16 protein-coding genes are annotated in these 16,079 nt (G+C 73.5%); 12 read left to right on the top strand and 4 right to left on the bottom strand.

Annotated features, from left to right (window positions below):
- The first annotated feature begins 10 nt into the window (after positions 1–10).
- The 9 genes from AB0B55_RS08585 to AB0B55_RS08545 all read left to right on the top strand — a co-directional run bounded on the left by AB0B55_RS08585 (position 11) and on the right by AB0B55_RS08545 (position 9,655).
- On the top strand, positions 11–1,159 hold the full coding sequence (locus tag AB0B55_RS08585; RefSeq protein WP_357122879.1) for an exonuclease SbcCD subunit D: 1,149 nt from the start codon (positions 11–13) through the stop codon (positions 1,157–1,159).
- Positions 1,159–3,633, top strand: coding sequence for an SMC family ATPase (locus tag AB0B55_RS08580; protein ID WP_357171288.1), 2,475 nt, complete (start codon positions 1,159–1,161; stop codon positions 3,631–3,633). The genes AB0B55_RS08585 and AB0B55_RS08580 overlap by 1 nt, the downstream gene beginning before the upstream one ends.
- 114 nt (positions 3,634–3,747) lie before the next feature.
- A complete protein-coding gene (locus tag AB0B55_RS08575; RefSeq protein ID WP_357122872.1) occupies positions 3,748–4,713 on the top strand; it encodes a hypothetical protein in 966 nt (321 codons plus the stop codon).
- A 14-nt stretch (positions 4,714–4,727) separates the two neighbouring features.
- On the top strand, positions 4,728–5,585 hold the full coding sequence (locus AB0B55_RS08570; protein WP_357122869.1) for a fused MFS/spermidine synthase: 858 nt from the start codon (positions 4,728–4,730) through the stop codon (positions 5,583–5,585).
- A 126-nt stretch (positions 5,586–5,711) separates the two neighbouring features.
- Positions 5,712–6,404, top strand: coding sequence for a sigma-70 family RNA polymerase sigma factor (locus tag AB0B55_RS08565; protein ID WP_355051883.1), 693 nt, complete (start codon positions 5,712–5,714; stop codon positions 6,402–6,404).
- Entirely contained in the window at positions 6,401–7,183 is a 783-nt protein-coding gene (locus AB0B55_RS08560) for a zf-HC2 domain-containing protein (protein WP_357171286.1), read from the top strand. Before AB0B55_RS08565 ends, AB0B55_RS08560 begins: the two co-directional genes overlap by 4 nt.
- Before the next feature lie 203 nt (positions 7,184–7,386).
- Complete coding sequence (locus tag AB0B55_RS08555; protein WP_355051743.1) at positions 7,387–8,037, top strand: hypothetical protein; 651 nt, start codon at positions 7,387–7,389, stop codon at positions 8,035–8,037.
- Positions 8,038–8,168: 131 nt separating this feature from the next.
- Positions 8,169–9,089, top strand: coding sequence for a DNA-3-methyladenine glycosylase 2 family protein (locus AB0B55_RS08550; protein WP_357122862.1), 921 nt, complete (start codon positions 8,169–8,171; stop codon positions 9,087–9,089).
- Positions 9,090–9,160: 71 nt separating this feature from the next.
- Positions 9,161–9,655: a GNAT family N-acetyltransferase gene (locus tag AB0B55_RS08545; RefSeq protein ID WP_357122859.1), complete on the top strand. Its 495-nt coding sequence runs from the start codon at positions 9,161–9,163 to the stop codon at positions 9,653–9,655.
- On the opposite strand, the gene AB0B55_RS08540 is transcribed toward AB0B55_RS08545, so the two are convergent.
- Both AB0B55_RS08540 and AB0B55_RS08535 read right to left on the bottom strand, forming a co-directional pair.
- Positions 9,630–10,052, bottom strand: a complete 423-nt coding sequence (locus tag AB0B55_RS08540; RefSeq protein ID WP_357171284.1) for an SRPBCC family protein — start codon at positions 10,050–10,052, stop codon at positions 9,630–9,632. The two genes, AB0B55_RS08545 and AB0B55_RS08540, sit on opposite strands and share 26 nt — an antisense overlap.
- Before the next feature lie 134 nt (positions 10,053–10,186).
- Positions 10,187–10,399 carry a hypothetical protein gene (locus AB0B55_RS08535; RefSeq protein WP_357122853.1) on the bottom strand — a complete coding sequence of 71 codons (213 nt, stop codon included), beginning with the start codon at positions 10,397–10,399 and terminating at the stop codon, positions 10,187–10,189.
- A 135-nt stretch (positions 10,400–10,534) separates the two neighbouring features.
- Between AB0B55_RS08535 and AB0B55_RS08530 the strand changes: the two genes are divergently transcribed.
- The 3 genes from AB0B55_RS08530 to AB0B55_RS08520 are packed head-to-tail and all read left to right on the top strand — an operon-like array spanning position 10,535 to position 13,754.
- Positions 10,535–11,650 carry an ATP-dependent DNA ligase gene (locus tag AB0B55_RS08530; RefSeq protein ID WP_357171282.1) on the top strand — a complete coding sequence of 372 codons (1,116 nt, stop codon included), beginning with the start codon at positions 10,535–10,537 and terminating at the stop codon, positions 11,648–11,650.
- A gap of 58 nt (positions 11,651–11,708) precedes the next feature.
- Positions 11,709–13,280: an alpha/beta hydrolase gene (locus tag AB0B55_RS08525; RefSeq protein ID WP_357123381.1), complete on the top strand. Its 1,572-nt coding sequence runs from the start codon at positions 11,709–11,711 to the stop codon at positions 13,278–13,280.
- Between the two features lie 21 nt (positions 13,281–13,301).
- A complete protein-coding gene (locus AB0B55_RS08520; RefSeq protein ID WP_357122847.1) occupies positions 13,302–13,754 on the top strand; it encodes a GNAT family N-acetyltransferase in 453 nt (150 codons plus the stop codon).
- 592 nt (positions 13,755–14,346) lie between these two features.
- Here the strand turns inward: AB0B55_RS08520 and AB0B55_RS08515 are convergent.
- Positions 14,347–15,072, bottom strand: coding sequence for an ABC transporter ATP-binding protein (locus tag AB0B55_RS08515; protein WP_357171581.1), 726 nt, complete (start codon positions 15,070–15,072; stop codon positions 14,347–14,349).
- A gap of 11 nt (positions 15,073–15,083) precedes the next feature.
- Positions 15,084–16,079, bottom strand: a complete 996-nt coding sequence (locus AB0B55_RS08510; RefSeq protein WP_357171279.1) for an ABC transporter ATP-binding protein — start codon at positions 16,077–16,079, stop codon at positions 15,084–15,086.

Below are 16,079 nucleotides of genomic sequence, written 5' to 3'. Positions count from 1 at the left end.
CGGCACACCTATGAAGATCCTGCACACCTCCGACTGGCACGTGGGCAAGGTGCTCAAGGGGCAGTCCCGGGCCGAGGAACACACGGCCGTGCTGGCCGGGGTGATCGACATCGCCCGCGCCGAGCAGCCCGACCTGGTGATCGTCGCCGGTGACCTCTACGACACGGCCGCACCGACCTCGGAGGCGACCCGGCTGGTCACCCGGGCGTTGACCGCGCTGCGTCGTACCGGCGCGGACGTGGTCGCCATCGGCGGCAACCACGACAACGGGCCCGCGCTGGACGCGCTGCGCCCGTGGGCCGAGGCCGCGGGCATCACGCTGCGCGGCGGGGTGCGCGAGAATCCGGCCGAGCACGTCATCGACGGCACCACGGCCGGCGGTGAGCGGTGGCAGCTCGCCGCGCTGCCGTTCCTGTCCCAGCGGTACGCGATCCGCGCGCTGGAAATGTACGAGCTGACCGCCGCCGAGGCCAACCAGACGTACGCCGACCACCTGGGTCGGGTGCTGGGCCGGCTCACCGAGGGTTTCTCGGAGCCGGACCGGGTGCACCTGGTAACCGCCCACCTGACGGTGATCGGCGCGGCGGCCGGCGGCGGCGAGCGGGACGCGCACACGGTGCTCGGCTACGCGGTGCCGGCCACCGTCTTCCCGGCGACGGCGCACTACGTGGCGCTGGGCCACCTGCACCGGGCGCAGCGCGTCGAGGGCCCCTGCCCGGTCCGGTACAGCGGCAGCCCGCTCGCCGTCGACTTCGGCGAGCAGGAGAACGTGCCGTCGGTGACGGTCGTCGAGGTGACCGCCAGCACGGCGGCCCGGGTGCGGGAGGTGCCGGTGACCGCGGCGAGCGCGCTGCGGACGGTCCGCGGCACGCTGGCCCAGCTCGCCGAGATCGAGGCGCCGGACGCCTGGCTGCGGGTGTTCGTGCGGGAGCACCCCCGCGCGGGCCTGCGCGAGGAGGTCCAGGAGCTGCTCCCCCGCGCGTTGGAGATCCGGATCGACCCGGAGTTGCTGGCGACGCCGGGCAGCGGCACCCGGATCGCGCAGCGGTCGGGGCGTTCCCCCCGGGAGCTGTTCGGCGACTACCTGGACAGCCGGGGCCACGACGACGAGGGCGTTCGGGAACTCTTCGACGAGCTCTTCGAGGAGGTCGATCACTGATGCGACCGATGCGGCTCGACATGGCCGGGTTCACGGTCTTCCGGGACTCCACGACGGTCGACTTCACCGACGCCGACTTCTTCGCGTTGATCGGGCCGACCGGTTCGGGCAAGTCGACAGTGCTGGACGCCATCTGCTTCGCCCTCTACGGCACGGTCCCCCGTTGGGGTGGCGCGCGGGGGTTGGCGAACGCCCTCGCGCCGTCGGCGACCGAGGCCCGGGTGCGGCTGGTCTTCGAGTCCGGTGGCGCCCGGTACGTGGCGACCCGGGTGGTGCGCCGGGACGGCCGGGGCAACGTGAAGACCGCGAACGCCGGGTTGCAGGTGATGCCGGCCGGCTTCGACGTGACCAAGCTCGACACCGGGTTGAGCCCGGACGACCTGGGTGAGGTGGTCGCCGGTACGCCCGCCGAGATGGAGCAGGCGGTGCTGGAGGCGGTCGGGCTGCCGTACGAGCAGTTCACCAGCTGCGTGGTGCTGCCGCAGGGGCAGTTCGCCGACTTTCTGCACGCCAAGCCGGCCACCCGGCAGCAGATCCTGGTCAACCTGCTGGGCCTCGGCGTCTACGAGGACGTGCAGAAGAGGGCCACGGCCCGCGCGGCGCAGGCGGAGGCCAAGCTGGACGCGGTCGACCAGGTGCTCGCCGGCCTGACCGGGGTGGACGACGAGGCGGTGGCCGAGGCCGACGCCCTCGTCGAGGAGATGGTTGAGCTGGCCGGCGCGGTGACCGGGGCCATGCCGGAGTTGGCGGCGGCCCGGGACCGCGCGCGGGAGGCGGCGGTGGCCCTGACCGCGCTCGACGACGAGCTGAGCGTGCTGTCCGCCGTCCGCGCCCCGCGCGGGGTGGCCGAGGTGGCGCACGCGGTGGCCGCGGCGCGCGCCGAGGCCGACGCGGCTGTCGCGGCGGTGTCGCTGGCCGAGGAGCGGGAGGAGAAGCTGCGCGGTGAGTTGGCCGGCGCCGGTGACGAGAGCGCGCTGCGGCTGCAACTGCGGGCGTACGACGATCGGGATCGGCTGACCGGCGAGGCCGACACGGTCCGCGCGGCGGTGCGTACGGCGGACGAGGAGCACACGACGGCGGTGGCGGCGGTGGCCGCCGCCCGCGCCGAGGCCGAGCGGGCCGACGCCGAGTTGGAGGCGGCCTTCCGGGCGCACGAGGAGGCGAAGGCCACCGACCTGGCGGTCGGCCTGCGGGCGCACCTGCATCCGGGCAGGCCCTGCCCGGTGTGCGAGCAGCCGGTGACGCGGGTGCCGGCCGTCCCGGCGGATTCGGCGGTGGCCGCCGCGACGGCGGCCGGCAAGGCGGCGCGGGCCGCCACCAAGGCGGCGCAGGCGGCGGTGCAGCAGCGGGACGCCGCAACGCGTGACCTGGAACGGCTGCTGGTGCAGGCCCGCGCCCGGCAGGAGCAGGTGGACGCCCGGCTGGCCGAACTGGACGGGCAGCTCGCGGGCGCGGCCGAGCCCGCGGTGCTGCGCCGGGAGCTGGCCGAGCACGCCCGGCTGCGACGGGTTCTGGACGAGGCGGCGACCGCCGTCCGGGCGGGCCGGGAAAGCGCCCGCCAGGCCCGCGCCGGGGTGGACGCGGCGCAGGAGCGGCTGCGGGCGACCTGGCGGGGCTTCGACACCGCCCGCGACGGGCTGGCCCGGTTCGGGCCGCCGGCCGCCGACCGGGACGACGTGGCGGCCTCCTGGGCGGCGTTGACCGACTGGGCGACGGCCGAGGCGGAGCGTCGTCGTGCTGACCGGGCCGGCCGGGTTACCGTCGTCGCCGAGGCCGAGGCGGCGGCCGACGAGGTGCAGCGGCGGATCGCCGACATCTTCGCCGCCGCCGACGTGCCGGTCGGCGACGATCCGGTACACGCCGCGACGGTGGCCGTCGAGCGGGCCGAGGCCGACCGACGCCGACTGCACGAGCGCCGCGAACAGGCCGGCACGTTGCGCGAGCAGCGGGCCGGGCACGAGCGCGAGGCGCAGGTCGCGCGGGCCCTCGCGGGCCACCTGCGCGCCAACAACTTCGAGCGGTGGCTGCTGGCGGAGGCGCTGGACCTGCTGGTCGACGGCGCGTCCGGGATCCTGCGGGAACTGTCCTCGGGTCAGTACGAGCTGGTGCACGACAAGGGCGAGTTCTTCGTGGTCGACCACCACGACGCCGGGCTGCGCCGGGGCGTACGGACGCTCTCCGGCGGCGAGACGTTCCAGGCGTCGCTGGCGTTGGCGTTGGCGCTCTCCGAGCAGTTGGCCGGCATGTCGACGACGGCGGCGAGTCTGGAGTCGATCGTCCTGGACGAGGGTTTCGGCACGCTGGACGCGGCCACCCTGGACACGGTGGCCGCCACGCTGGAGAACCTGGCCGCCCGGGGTGACCGGATGGTCGGCGTGGTCACCCACGTCGCGGCGCTGGCCGAGCGGATCCCGGTCCGCTTCGAGGTACGCAAGGACGCCCGCTCGGCGCGCGTCGAACGGACCGGCCGGTGAGCGCGAGGAGTGCAGCGCAGCGGAGCCCCGCAGTCGCGAACGAAAGGTCCGGCCGGTGAGCGCGAGGAGTGCAGCGCAGCGGAGCCCCGCAGTCGCGAACGAAAGGTCGGGTCGGTGAGCGTGGGCGACGCGGCGTTCTTCGTCGACTCGTGGGACCCGTCGTACGGGGCGTCGTTCGAGGCGTCCGCCTCCGGGCCGGCCACCCCGAGCAGCACCCAGGTCGAGGTCGACGTGGAGTTGCCGGCCGTCGACTGGCGGGCGATCGGCGTACGCGCCGACGTGCGGGCGCCGGACGTGGTGCTCCTGGTCGACGGGGTCCGCCGGGTCGACGCGAGCATCTGGACGGCGGAGGAGGACGGCGGGTCGTTTCCGGGGCTGGCGGCGTCGTACGCGGCCGGGGTGGTGCGCTGCGACCTGGGTCGGGGCGCGGCGCAGTTGGCCGGCACGCAGGTGGGCCGGGGTCTGTTCACGGCGAGCCCGTCGGCCCGGGACGTGGTGGCGGGCGCGATCCGCTATCCGGTGCACCGGGTGGGCGGCACCGGCGAGCTGGCGAAGCTGCCGGCGGCCGTGCAGGGCCCGTTGACCGCGTTGGAGGTGGCGGTGTCCGACGCCGCCCGGGTCGACGGCGATCTGTTGGTGGTGGACGGTCCGCTGCGCAGTCGGCACCATCTGCCGCGCACGCTCGGCTACATCAAGACCCAGCACAGCCAGTACCTGGACGCCCGGCTGACGGCGGTGGTGACGGGCCTGGCGCCGGGCGAGCGGTCGCCGGTGTTCCGGCTCCGCACGCCCTGGGGCGGCTGGTCGTGGTATCTGCGGCTGCCGGTGGCCGTGGGCGCGCCGTGGGCCGGCATCGTCCGGGTGGAGTGCTCCACCGAGTTGCCCGTCGAGGCGGCGATCGACCTGGCCGACCTGTCGCTGGTCACGCTGCCCCGGTTCGCGTCGACACCGTACAAGGACCCACGGGCGCCGCAGAACCTCATCCCGATCGCCGGCCTGGAGCGCCGCCTACGCGCGCTGCTCGGCGACTCCCGGCTGCTGCACCGCGCGTTGACCGCCGCGGCACGTGTCGGTCGCTGAGCGGGCGGGTCGCGGTGGGGCGTAAACGAGCGGGTGACCGGGTGGTCGAGCGGGTGGACACCGGTCTGGCCGAGTTGGTGCCGTCGGCGGACCGGCCCGGTTCGTGGACGCTGCTGTTGGACGGCGCGCCGCAGTCGCACGTCGACCTGAGCGACCCCACCCACCTGGAGTTCGAGTACGTCCGGCGGCTGGCCGCAGCGCTGGACCTGATCGCGCCCCCGGGCGAGCCGCTGCGGGTGCTGCACCTGGGCGGCGGCGCGTTGACCCTGCCCCGGTACGTGTCGGCGACCCGGCCCGGCTCGACCCAGCGGGTGTCCGAGGTGGACGGCGCCCTGGTGGAGCTGGTGCGGCGTGTGCTGCCATGGCCTGCGGACGCGCGGCTGCGGGTCCGCGTGCAGGACGCGCGGGCCGTGCTGACCTCGACGCGGGACGCCAGCTACGACGTGGTGGTCGCCGACGTCTTCGCCGGTGCCCGCACCCCGGCGCACCTCACGTCGGTCGAGTACGCCGCGGAGGTCGCGCGGGTGCTCCGTCCGGCGGGCTGGTTGCTGGCGAACCTGGCCGACGGCCCGCCGCTGCGGTACGCCCGCAGTCAGGTCGCCACGGTGCGTTCGGTGCTGCCGCAGGCGTGCCTGGTCGGCGACGCGGGGGTGCTGCGTGGTCGCCGGTACGGCAATCTGGTGCTGGTCGCCGGGCGGACCACTCCCCCGGTGCCCGGCTTGACCCGGCGGGCGGCCGGCGACTGGTTTCCCGGCCGGGTGGTGGCCGATGACGAGTTGGACCGCTTCGCCGGCGGGGCGGCGGTGGTGCGCGACGCCGACGCCACCGGCTCGGATCCACCACCGCCGGGGCTGTTCTCCGTCCGCCGCTGACCGGTCACCGGTGACGCCGCCGAAGTTTTTTTCGTTGTTCGTTGATCCGCTCGGGGCGTGGCTGCGTACCACCGGGCGGCCCGCCTTGTGGGGGCGGCGTTGGTCACGGACATCCCGGAGGTCTGCATGCATGCGGTGGCGGCCGGTTGGCATGGCGACGCGGTTGGCGCGGACTGGTTGTCCGCGCGGTCGTCGTCACGGTCGACCTCGTCTGCCCGGGGGGTCGACGCCCGAGCCACGTCTCGCCAAAATGGTCCGGTGACGCCCCGACCGGCGCCCGGGCGCCACCAGGCGACGACAACCGAGGCCAGCCACTCCGACCAGTTGATCCGGCTGCTCTACGCCGAGCACGCCGGTCCGTTGCTGATGTTCGTCATGCGGCTCACCGGGGGGGACCGGCAGCGCGCGGAGGACATCGTCCAGGAGACGCTGCTGCGGGCCTGGCGCAACGCGCACCGCCTCGGCGCACAGGGGCAGGGTTCCCTGCGGCCGTGGCTGGTCACCGTGGCGCGTCGGATCGCCATCGACGAGCACCGCAGCCAGGAGGCCCGGCCGCCGGAGACGTACGACCGGGACCTGACGGCGTTCGCCGAGGCGGACAGCACCGACCGGGTGCTGCGCACGATGACGGTGGCGGACGCGCTGCGTACGCTGAGTCAGTCGCATCGGGAGATCCTGATCGCGACGTACTTCCGGGGGCGGACGGTGCCGGAGGCGGCGGAGGAGCTGGGGCTTCCGTTGGGCACCGCCAAGTCGCGGGTCTACTACGCGCTGCGCGCCTTGCGCACGGCTCTGCAGGAGCGGGGGGTGACAGAATGAGCCGGCCGGACCACATGGACGTCGCCGCGTACGCGCTCGGCGTGCTTGACGAGCAGGACACCGAGCGGTTCGAGGAGCATCTCGCCGCTTGCTGGGCGTGCGCGGCCGAGCTGGAGACGATGGTGCCGGTGGTGGGCCTGCTCTCCGGCATCGACGGCGAGACGATGATGGCCCTGGAGCAGACCGCCACGGATCCGGCGCTGCTGGACCGGACATTGGTCGCGGTCCGGGCCGACCGGCGGCGCACCAGGTTTCGTCAGCTGCTCGCGACCGCCGCGGCGGTGGTGGTCTTCGGCGGGTTGACGGGTTACGGCTTCGTGAGTGTGGCCGGGGACGAGACGCCGGGCAATCTCGCGGAGCCGTCGACGAGCGCCGGCGTCAACGACCCGCCGACGAGCGCGCCGACCGCGCCGCCGAGCGGACCGGGCGTCGGCGGCACCGAGGAGGAGGGCGACCAGGTCGACGCCACCGACCCGACGACCGGCGTCCAGACGACGATGTTCCTCCTTGAGCGGGAGTACGGCACCCGCATCAACTTCAGCCTGCGGAAACTGCCCGGCCCGCGGACCTGCCGACTGGTGGTGGTGCGCGACAACGCCACCACGGAGGTGATTTCGACGTGGTCGGTGCCCGAGGGTGGTTACGGCACCAACAGCCGCCCGCAGGGTCTTGAGCTGAGCGCGTCGACGTCGGCGTTGACGCGCGACATCAAACAGCTCCAGGTGCAGTCGGTGGACCGTAACGGTGTGGCGAGCCCGCTGGTCACGGTGCCCATGTAGGGTCGCGTACCATCGTCGACGCCGGCCATTGTCCAATGGCCGGCGTCGATTTTTGTTTCCGTCGAAAGTTCCGCGTGGGGCCGTACGCATCATCGTTCGCTACGGTTCAATCAAAACCCGTGAAATTGACCACTGTTACTTCTTCAACCTTGACAGCCCGCTCGCCGTACCTATGGGTGAACTGCCAAGAATGAGGAGGGCACGTGGCACAGATGAAGCGGACCGTCATCGTCGCGAGCGCGATGGTCGCACTAACGGCCTGCGCTCCCGCGGGTTACGACGGGGCGAACTCGAGCGCGGCCGAGCCGGTCGCCGTCGCCGCGGCCGAGCCCAGCGCGTCGGCGGAGCCCGAGGCGTCGGCATCCGCGGAGGCGCCGGTCGCCGACGCGCCGCCGGCCGCGGACGTCGACCTGACCGAGCAGTTGATCGGCAAGAAGATCGCCCGGATGGGCAACGTCGTGACGGACCAGGACGGCTGGGTCCTGTACCGCTTCGACAAGGACACCGCCGACCCGCCCGCGTCGAACTGCGTCGACAAGTGCGCGCAGGTGTGGCCGCCCGCGCTGACCGACGGGAACCCCCAGCTCACCGGCCTCTCCGACGACAAGGTCGGCAGCGTCACCCGCCAGGACGGCACCCGCCAGCTCACGATCGGCGGCTGGCCGGTCTACCGCTACATCGGCGACAAGAAGCCCGGCCAGTGGAAGGGTCAGGCCGTCGGCGGCACCTGGTTCGTGGTCGACCAGAACGGCAAGAAGAACCTGACCTGCCTGCCCACCTCGACGCCGAAGGCCGTCGCGCCGCCGGCGGACAGCGGGTCGAGCGACGCCGGAGGCTCGGGCTACTCGTACTGATCCCGGCACCGCCGGGGTACGACGGTGGCCGGTCGCAGCCGCAGCGGGCGCGACCGGCCACCGTCGTACCCGGTGGCACGTCGGCGGACGGCGGCGACCGGCACCGCCGCGTGACCTGGCAGAGTGGCAGGGTGACCGAGACCGAACCCGCCGCGACCCGGGTGCTGCACCCGCCGGTCGGATACCGGCTGGCCGCGTCGGTCCGCGCGCTGACCTTCAGCCCGTACGACCCGTGCGCGCGGATCGCCGCCGGCACCTTCTGGTGGGCGACCCGCACCCCGCAGGGACCGGCCACCCTCGCGCTGCGACCGACGGGCGGTGATCTGCTCGCCGAGGGGTACGGGCCGGGCGCCGAGCATGTGGTGGCACACGCCGACGGGATCGCCGGGCTGCGCGACGACCTCACCGGCTTCGCCGAGTTGGCGGCGGCGCACCCGCTCGTCGCCCGGCTGGCCCGGGAGCACCGGGGATTGCGCATGCCCACCACCGGGCAGGTCTTCCCCCGACTGCTGCGGGCGGTCTTCGAGCAGAAGGTCACCGGCAAGGAGGCGTACCGGGCGTACGCGGCGACCGTGCGGCACTTCCGCGAGCCGGCTCCCGGCCCGCTTCAGCCGCTGCTGCTGCCACCCGAGGCCGCCGCGGTGGCCGCCACCCCGTACTGGGTGTTCCACCCGTTCGGCGTGGAGCAGCGCCGGGCCGACACGCTGCGCCGGGCCGCCGCGCTGGCCGACCGTCTGGAGCGCTGCGTCGACGCGGCGGAGGCGACCCGCCGGCTGACCGCCATCGCGGGCATCGGGCCGTGGACCGCTGCCGAGGTGGTCCGGATCGCGTACGGCGACCCCGACGCGGTGAGCGTCGGCGACTACCACATCCCGAACACCGTGTCCTGGGCCCTGGCCGGCGAACCGAGGGGCGACGACGCGCGGATGCTGACCCTGCTGGAGCCGTTCCGGGGGCATCGGGGTCGGGTGTGTGTGCTGCTGGAGGCCGCCGGTATCCAGGCGCCGAAGTACGGCCCGCGCGCGCCGATCCGCTCGTTCGCCCGCTTCTGAGCGTTTCCCGGCTGCCGGGCAGCGGCCGGGCCGCCCGGGTTCGGCAACGCCGGCTGTGTTGTGCTGCCCCGATGAGCGTCGAGGTGAGCATCGTTGCGGCGGTTGTCGCGGACGCCGGCGAGATCCTGACCGTCCAGCGCGCCGCGTACCTGAGCGAGGCGCAACACTACGGCGAGCCCTTCCTGCCGCCGTTGACCGAGACCCTGGACGAGGTCGCGGCCGTGCTGGCCGGCCCGGATATCGTGCTCGTCGCCCGCTCGGGGCACCGGCTGGTCGGCTCGGTGCGCGCCCACCTGGCCGGCGACACCGCACAGGTCGGACGCCTCTCGGTCGCCCCCGACCAGCAGGGGCGGGGTCTCGGGGCGCGACTGCTGGTCGCGATCGAGGAGGCCTGCGCCGGCCGCGCGGCCCGGTTCACCCTCTTCACCGGCGCGGACAGCGCCCGCACCCTCGCGCTCTACCAGCGGTACGGCTACCGGGTCGTGGCGCACCGTCCGGACCCGAACGGCACCCCGCTGGCCGTGCTGGAGAAACCGGCCGTCAGCTCCGCTCACAGCGACGCCTGAGCCCGTCGGCCTCCAGCCCGACGTAGCGGCGCAGCAGGCCGCCGTACAGCCGGCCGATCAGACCGGCCAGCGGTCCGCTCTGGTCGATGGCCACGTCGACCCGGGTACGTCCGTCGGGCAACGGCACCAACCGGTGCTCGCCACGGGTGTGCACACCCGGGACGTCGGAGACCCAGGTGAATTCCCGCCCCTCGGTCAGCTCGACGACCCGCCACACCGCCGGGCGCAGTTTCGGCTGGGTCAGGCGGGCGGTCGCGCCGACCGCGAGGGGCCCCGGCTCACCCCGCTCGGCCCGGGTCACCGAGGCGGTCCACTCCGGCCACCGTTCCACGTCCACCAGCACCGCCCAGACCCGCTCGGCGTCGGCGCCGATCTCGCTGTTCGCTGCGAACCGCATCGCGTCCCCTCCCCCGGTGGCGCCGTCCGGCTCCGCCACCTCCTGCCGACGACGCTGCCCGGCGGACCGTCACCGCGGCATCCACCGGGCGGTCCGATCATCGATCGGGCCGTGGGTCCGCCGGCCGCGCGGGATCAGGCGGCTTCGCGCAGGTCGGCCAGGCTCAACGGGGTACGACGCCGCAGCAGCTCTTCCAGCTCGGACACCGTGGCGACCTCGCCGAGCACGTCCCGGCCGCCACCGAACCGCTGTGGATATCGACGGGTCAGCCGGTAGCGGTAGCGGCCCCGGACCAGCTCGACGCTGACCCGCCACCGCCCGCAGCAGTCACAGACCCACTCGGCCATCCCGCGAAACTAGCTCTGACCTGCGGTTATCTGATTCGCCCGCGGGGGACGAGGGGCGCGCGGGCGGACACGCCACCGCCGCACCAGCGGTGATCTGCCTCACGGCTGTCGGTGCCGTCTGATTGACTGGTCGCCGTGGACCTGCCGATCAACCCTCCGGTCGAGCCGATGCTGGCCAAGAGCGTCGCCAAGCTACCCACCACGCCCGGTGTGACGTACGAGCCCAAGTGGGACGGGTTCCGGTGCATCGTGTTCCGCGACGGCGACGAGGTCGAGCTGGCCAGCCGGGGCGGCAAGTCGATGACCCGCTACTTCCCCGAGGTGGTCGAGCAGGCCCGCCGGCAGCTGCCCGAGCGGTGCGCGGTCGACGGCGAGCTGATCGTGATCCGGCGGGACGGGCCGTCCGGTCAGCCGAGGCTGGACTTCGAGCTGCTGGCCCAGCGCATCCACCCGGCGGCATCGCGGGTCAAGCTGCTGGCCGAGACCACGCCCGCCGACTTCGTCGCCTTCGACCTGCTGGCCGTCGGTGACGAGGCGTTGCTCGACCAGCCGTACCCGCGCCGCCGGGAGCGGCTGGTCCAGGCCCTGGCCGAGGTGCGCCCGCCGGTGCACGTCACCCAGGTCACCACCGACCCGGAGACCGCCCGCCGCTGGTTCGACGTCTTCGAGGGCGCGGGGCTGGACGGCCTGATCGTCAAGCCGGCCGACCTGACGTACGAGCCGGGCAAGCGGTTGATGTTCAAGGTCAAGCACGCCCGCACCGCCGACGCGGTGGTGGCCGGCTTCCGCTGGCACAAGTCCGGCCCGGTGGTCGGCTCGCTGCTGCTCGGCCTCTACGACGACGAGGGCGTCCTGCACCACGTCGGGGTGAGCGCGTCGTTCAGCATGGCCCGCCGGGCCGAGTTGCTCGACGAGTTGGCCCCCTACCGGGACACCGGCGGCGAGCACCCGTGGGTGCACGGCGACCACGAACGCGGTCAGCGCATCCCGGGCGGGGTGAGCCGGTGGACCGGCACCAAGAACCTGGAGTGGGAGCCGCTGCGCCCGGAACTGGTCGTCGAGGTGGGCTACGACGCGATGGAGGGCGACCGCTTCCGGCACACCGCCCAGTTCGTCCGGTGGCGACCCGACCGCGATCCCCGCTCCTGCCGCTACGACCAGCTCGACCGTCCGATCCGCTTCGACGTGGACCAGGTGCTGCGCGGCGATCCGGCGGTCACCCTGGATCGGGCCGCCACCGGTCCGGCGTAGCCTGGCCGTCGACCCGACTCCGGAGGATCACGTGAGCCGCACCGCCGACCACCCTCGGATGGCACCCGGTCGCCGGGTCCGTCACCGTTTCGTCGCCTTCGCCGTGGCGGCCCTGCTCACCGCCGGCTGCACGCTACCGGCGTTCGCGCCGCGCACCGAGGTGCAGGGTGAGGCGGCCCCGGCCGGCTCGTCGGCCACCTGGCGGCCGTGCCCGGAGGTGGCCGACGATCTGGTGGGGCGGGGCGCACCGGACATGCGCTACGAGTGCGCGCGGATCGCCGTTCCCCGGGACTGGGGCACCGGCAGCGGGGCCACCGCCGGACCCGGCGCCGGGCAGACCTTCGAGATCGCTCTGCTGCGGGCCCGGTCCACCCGGCAGCGCGACCGCATCGGCTCACTGGTGGTCAACCCCGGCGGACCGGGCGGCTCCGGTGTGGACACCGCCGTCTACCTCTCGTTCGGCACCCAGTTCGGTGGGCTGCCCACCTCGGTCACCGAGCGCTTCGACATCGTCGGCTTCGACCCGCGCGGCGTTTCCCGCTCCAGTCCGGTCAAGTGCATCTCCGACGCCGACCTGGACACGAGCTTCGGCTACGACCCCGACCCGCAGAGCCAGGCGTCGTTCGACGGCTTCGCCGGGTTGAGCCAGCGGATCGGGCGTGGTTGCGGGGACCGCTACGGCGACCAGTTGCCCCTGTACGGCAGTGAGCAGGCCGCCCGGGACATGGATGCCGTCCGCGCCGCCGTCGGTGACGACAAGCTGACCTACCTGGGCTACTCCTACGGCACGCTGCTCGGCGCCATCTACGCCCAGCTCTACCCGCAGCGGGTACGCGCGTTGGTGCTCGACGGCGCCGTCGACCCGCAGCAGCGGTTGGTGGCCGGCTCGGAGAGCCAGGCCCGCGGGTTCGAGCGGGCGTTCGACAACTTCACCCGATGGTGCGCCGCCAACGCCCCGCGCTGCCCGATCGCTCCCGACGCCCGCGCCGCCGTGACCTCGGCCATCGACAAGGCCAAGGTCTCCCCCGTCCGGGGCGACGACGGGCGGGAGGCCACCGCGGGCTGGGTCTTCTACGCGGTCATCTCGTCCCTCTACACGGAGTCCGGCTGGCAGGAGCTGGCACGGGCCATCGACCGGCTGGCCGAGGGCGACCCGAAGGACGTGTTCCGGCTCGCCGACTCGTACGCCGGGCGGGAAAGCGACGGGCACTACTCGAACCTGTTCGACGCCAACCTCGCCATCAACTGCGCAGACGAGACCGAGAAGCCGAGCCGGGAGCAGATCCGCCAGTTGCAGTCGCAGTGGCGCGCGAAGTACCCGCTGTTCGGTCCGGCGCTCGCCGTCGGCATGCTGAGCTGCGTCGAGTGGCCGGGCGGCCGGGACCCGTACCCGACCGGGCGGGCCAACGGCGCGCCACCGATCGTGGTGGTCGGCACGACCGGCGACCCCGCGACGCCGTACGAGCAGACCGGCCGGCTCGCCTCGATGCTGGGCGTGGGCCGGGTGCTCACGTGGGAGGGCGAGGGGCACACCGCGTACCCGCAGACCTCCTGCATCACCCAGGCCGTCGACGCGTACCTGCTCGACCTGACCGTTCCCCGCGAGGGCCTGCGCTGCCCGGCCAAGTGACGTTGTGCCAGGCTGACCGGTATGAGCGACATGATCTTCCGGGAGGCTGTCCGCGCGGACCTGCCCGCCGTCATCGCCCTGCTCGCCGACGACGTCCTGGGCAAGGCTCGTGACTTCACCCAGGTCGACGAGGCGTACGAACGGGCGTTCGCCGACATCAGCGCCGACCCGCGCAACTTCCTGATCGTCGCCGAGCAGGACGGCGACCTGGTCGGGTGCCTACAGATCACCTACATCCCGGGGCTGGGCCGGCACGGTGCCGAGCGCTCCCTCATCGAGTCGGTCCGGGTGCGCTCCGACCGGCGCGGGCAAGGGCTCGGCCGGCAGATGATGGCCTGGGTCATCGACCAGGCCCGGCGGCGGGGCTGCGCCCTGGTCCAGCTCACCACCGACAAGTCCCGTACCGACGCGCACCGCTTCTATCTGGGCCTCGGCTTCAGAGCCAGCCACGAAGGCATGAAGCTTCCGCTCTGACCCGCCCGAGACGCCGGGCCGCCCGCCTACGCCGGCCCGCCGGTAGCGCCGCGGCCCCTGACAGGTGGTCGACGGCTCGGGCCCCAGGTTGCCACTGGACGCCTGTCGAGCTGCCCCAGATGTGGGGCGCAGCGATCCACGCCGACGGCCTGGCCCGACACCCACCTAGGCCAACCACATCAACCGCCTGGCACAACACCCGCTGACGCCAACGGCCTGGCACAGCACCGACCAACGCCAACCACATCAACCGCCGACACAGCACCCACCAACGCCAGCCACATCAACGGCCGACCCGGCACCCGCTGACGCCAACGGCCTGGCACAACAACCACCGACGCCAACCACATCAACCGCCGATACAACACCCGCTGACGCACACCGGCTGGCACAGGCACCCGCCGCACGCCAACCGCGCGCCCCATTTCTGGGGCAGCTCGACAGGGAGCGGACAGACCTAGTGGTCCGCCCTGACCGAGTCGACGGCCCAGCGCACCGGCGACCAGGCACCGGCCAGCGGCGGCCAGCCACCGGCCACCGGCGGCCGGCTCAGACCGCCGCTCAGCAGGCCGTTGCGGGCGGCGGGCGTTGGTCAGCCGTCGACTAGCCGGCCGTCGCGCAGGACGAGGACCCGGTCGGCGAGGTCGATCAGGGCCGGGTCGTGCGTGGCGACCAGGGCTGTCATGCCTCGCGCGTGCACCACCGCGCGAAGCAGGTCCATGATGGACCGTCCCGTCTCCGAGTCGAGCTGACCGGTGGGCTCGTCGGCGATGAGCAGGTCCGGTTCGTTGGCGAGCGCACGGGCGAGGGCGACCCGCTGCTGCTGGCCGCCGGAGAGCTCGTACGGGCGCTGGGCGGCGTGCCCACCCAGGCCCACCAGTTCGAGCAGCACCGCGACGCGCTCCTCGCGCTCGGCGGCCGGCACCTGCGCCAGCCGCAACGGCACGCCGACGTTCTCGGCGGCGGAGAGGATCGGCACCAGCCCGAAGGTCTGGAAGACGAACCCGACCGTGCCCCGGCGCAGCCGCAACAACTCGGCCTCCCCGGCCGAGGTCACCTCGTGCCCGGCCACCACCACCTGGCCGCTGTCCGGCCGGTCCAGCCCGCCGATGAGGTTCAGCAACGTGGTCTTGCCGGCACCCGAGCGACCGCGGATGGCGATCAGCTCGCCGCGGTTGGCGGTGAACGAGACGTCCCGCACCGCGTGCACGGCGTGCTCACCACGGCCGAAGGTGCGGCTCACCCCGCTGACCCGGACCACCTCGGCGGGCGGCACACCCGGCCCGCCAGCAGTCGAGGCCGCTCCCGCGACCGCCATGTCCTGATAGTTCACGCCCGTGCCTCCCGCTCCTCCGAGACCCGGTCACCGGGCCGTACCTGCACATGGTCGGGCTCCAGATCGAGCCGGACCCGCTCCTTCAGCGACAGCGCGTCGACGAACGCGGCCGGCAGTTGCATCCGGCCGTTGCGGTCCAGCACCGCGTACTCCTCGCTGACCAGTTCGGTGTTGCCGTCCGCGTCGACGCGCGCGGTCCGGCGTACCTCGGAAGCGGTTCGACCGTCGCGGATCGCGACGGTCCGGCGGACCTGGGTGGCGACGGCGTGGTCGTGGGTGACGACCACGATGGTCACGCCCAGCTCGGCGTTGATCGTGCGCAGCGCCCCGAAGACCTCCGCGCCGGTGGCCTCGTCCAGCTCACCGGTCGGCTCGTCGGCGAAGAGCACCTCGGGGTCGTTGGCCACGGCCACCGCCACCGCCACCCGCTGCTGCTCGCCGCCGCTGAGCTGACCGGGCCGCCGCTGCGCGCCGTAGCCCACGCCGACCAGGTCGAGCAGTTCCCGGGCCCGTTCCCGGCGGGCCCGCGCCGAACGCTTGCCCGCCAACTGCATCGGCAGTTCGACGTTCTCCTGCGCGGTGAGGTACGGCAGCAGGTTGCGGCCGGTCTGCTGCCAGACGAACCCGACCAACTGCCGTCGGTAGCTCAACCGACGCTTCGCGGAGAGCGAGAGCAGGTCGTAGTCGGCCACCCGGGCGATGCCGGCGGTCGGCGTGTCGAGGCCGGAGAGGATGTTGAGCAGGGTCGACTTGCCCGAGCCGGACGCGCCGACGATCGCCACCAGCTCACCCCGGTCGATGACCAGGTCGAGCCCCTGTAGGGCGACCACCTCCACCCCCTCGGTCTTGAAGATGCGCACCAGACCGTCGCAGACGATGTGGCCACGCAGGCGGTCCTGCCCGCCGGCCCGCTCGGCGGCGCGTTGCGCGGCCCGCTGCTGCAGGGAAGCCAGATCGGGCACCAGGGCACTCTGGGCGGTAACGGTCAT

The organism is Micromonospora sp. NPDC049107 (assembly GCF_040648595.1).
Taxonomy (GTDB): domain Bacteria; phylum Actinomycetota; class Actinomycetes; order Mycobacteriales; family Micromonosporaceae; genus Micromonospora.
Note: the sequence above shows the minus strand (reverse complement) of the source record. Positions and strands in the feature narration are given on the sequence as shown.

Excerpts from the sequence above, each read along its gene's own strand:
- AB0B55_RS08585 (WP_357122879.1), top strand. The coding sequence starts at position 11 with ATGAAGATCCTGCACACCTCCGACTGGCACGTGGGCAAGGTGCTCAAG.
- AB0B55_RS08580 (WP_357171288.1), top strand. The coding sequence starts at position 1,159 with ATGCGACCGATGCGGCTCGACATGGCCGGGTTCACGGTCTTCCGGGAC.
- AB0B55_RS08565 (WP_355051883.1), top strand. The coding sequence starts at position 5,712 with ATGCATGCGGTGGCGGCCGGTTGGCATGGCGACGCGGTTGGCGCGGAC.
- AB0B55_RS08560 (WP_357171286.1), top strand. The coding sequence starts at position 6,401 with ATGAGCCGGCCGGACCACATGGACGTCGCCGCGTACGCGCTCGGCGTG.
- AB0B55_RS08545 (WP_357122859.1), top strand. The coding sequence starts at position 9,161 with ATGAGCGTCGAGGTGAGCATCGTTGCGGCGGTTGTCGCGGACGCCGGC.
- AB0B55_RS08540 (WP_357171284.1), bottom strand. The coding sequence starts at position 10,052 with ATGCGGTTCGCAGCGAACAGCGAGATCGGCGCCGACGCCGAGCGGGTC.
- AB0B55_RS08535 (WP_357122853.1), bottom strand. The coding sequence starts at position 10,399 with ATGGCCGAGTGGGTCTGTGACTGCTGCGGGCGGTGGCGGGTCAGCGTC.
- AB0B55_RS08525 (WP_357123381.1), top strand. The coding sequence starts at position 11,709 with ATGGCACCCGGTCGCCGGGTCCGTCACCGTTTCGTCGCCTTCGCCGTG.
- AB0B55_RS08520 (WP_357122847.1), top strand. The coding sequence starts at position 13,302 with ATGAGCGACATGATCTTCCGGGAGGCTGTCCGCGCGGACCTGCCCGCC.
- AB0B55_RS08515 (WP_357171581.1), bottom strand. The coding sequence starts at position 15,072 with ATGGCGGTCGCGGGAGCGGCCTCGACTGCTGGCGGGCCGGGTGTGCCG.
- AB0B55_RS08510 (WP_357171279.1), bottom strand. The coding sequence starts at position 16,079 with ATGACCGTTACCGCCCAGAGTGCCCTGGTGCCCGATCTGGCTTCCCTG.